The sequence below is a fragment of the Arthrobacter sp. E44 genome (assembly GCF_041877125.1).
Taxonomy (GTDB): Bacteria; Actinomycetota; Actinomycetes; order Actinomycetales; family Micrococcaceae; genus Arthrobacter.
Genome location: NZ_JBHDJA010000045.1, coordinates 1 through 1,848 on the forward strand (window position 1 = coordinate 1; position 1,848 = coordinate 1,848).

Below are 1,848 nucleotides of genomic sequence, written 5' to 3' on the forward strand. Positions count from 1 at the left end.
ATGTAATGTGATTGGTTGATTGTGCTGTGCCGCCACCCCGTGGTGTGCATGGTGTTTTTGGCTGGTTTCAAATTTTGTGCAGCCGTGGTCGCCGTTATTTCCGGTGGTTGTGGTTGTGTCTGTTTGTTTTCAACGGAGAGTTTGATCCTGGCTCAGGATGAACGCTGGCGGCGTGCTTAACACATGCAAGTCGAACGATGATGCCAGCTTGCTGGTGGATTAGTGGCGAACGGGTGAGTAACACGTGAGTAACCTGCCCTTGACTCTGGGATAAGCCTGGGAAACTGGGTCTAATACCGGATATGACTGATCATCGCATGGTGGTTGGTGGAAAGCTTTTGTGGTTTTGGATGGACTCGCGGCCTATCAGCTTGTTGGTGGGGTAATGGCCTACCAAGGCGACGACGGGTAGCCGGCCTGAGAGGGTGACCGGCCACACTGGGACTGAGACACGGCCCAGACTCCTACGGGAGGCAGCAGTGGGGAATATTGCACAATGGGCGAAAGCCTGATGCAGCGACGCCGCGTGAGGGATGACGGCCTTCGGGTTGTAAACCTCTTTCAGTAGGGAAGAAGCGTAAGTGACGGTACCTGCAGAAGAAGCGCCGGCTAACTACGTGCCAGCAGCCGCGGTAATACGTAGGGCGCAAGCGTTATCCGGAATTATTGGGCGTAAAGAGCTCGTAGGCGGTTTGTCGCGTCTGCCGTGAAAGTCCGGGGCTCAACTCCGGATCTGCGGTGGGTACGGGCAGACTAGAGTGATGTAGGGGAGACTGGAATTCCTGGTGTAGCGGTGAAATGCGCAGATATCAGGAGGAACACCGATGGCGAAGGCAGGTCTCTGGGCATTAACTGACGCTGAGGAGCGAAAGCATGGGGAGCGAACAGGATTAGATACCCTGGTAGTCCATGCCGTAAACGTTGGGCACTAGGTGTGGGGGACATTCCACGTTTTCCGCGCCGTAGCTAACGCATTAAGTGCCCCGCCTGGGGAGTACGGCCGCAAGGCTAAAACTCAAAGGAATTGACGGGGGCCCGCACAAGCGGCGGAGCATGCGGATTAATTCGATGCAACGCGAAGAACCTTACCAAGGCTTGACATGAACCAGACCGGGCTGGAAACAGTCCTTCCCCTTTGGGGTTGGTTTACAGGTGGTGCATGGTTGTCGTCAGCTCGTGTCGTGAGATGTTGGGTTAAGTCCCGCAACGAGCGCAACCCTCGTTCCATGTTGCCAGCGGGTAGTGCCGGGGACTCATGGGAGACTGCCGGGGTCAACTCGGAGGAAGGTGGGGACGACGTCAAATCATCATGCCCCTTATGTCTTGGGCTTCACGCATGCTACAATGGCCGGTACAAAGGGTTGCGATACTGTGAGGTGGAGCTAATCCCAAAAAGCCGGTCTCAGTTCGGATTGGGGTCTGCAACTCGACCCCATGAAGTCGGAGTCGCTAGTAATCGCAGATCAGCAACGCTGCGGTGAATACGTTCCCGGGCCTTGTACACACCGCCCGTCAAGTCACGAAAGTTGGTAACACCCGAAGCCGGTGGCCTAACCCCTTGTGGGAGGGAGCTGTCGAAGGTGGGACTGGCGATTGGGACTAAGTCGTAACAAGGTAGCCGTACCGGAAGGTGCGGCTGGATCACCTCCTTTCTAAGGAGCACCTACAATGATCCGTCGCCAATGCATGTTGGTGGTGGGTGTGTTGTCAGGAGTAAAGGCCCGTTGCACGGACGACTGTTCCGTGGCGGGTGCTCAAGGGTGGAATATCAACAAATAGCGGCTGTCTGGTCTTTTGGTCTTCTTTAGTACGAACCCTGGTGGTTCTGGAACGGTGGGCCGGGGGTTT

General features: G+C 56.0%; 1 rRNA gene. It reads left to right on the plus strand.

Going from position 1 to position 1,848, the window contains the following annotated elements:
* The first annotated feature begins 129 nt into the window (after window positions 1-129).
* Window positions 130-1,652 (plus strand): 16S ribosomal RNA (locus ACETK3_RS21110).
* The last annotated feature ends 196 nt before the right edge of the window (window positions 1,653-1,848 follow it).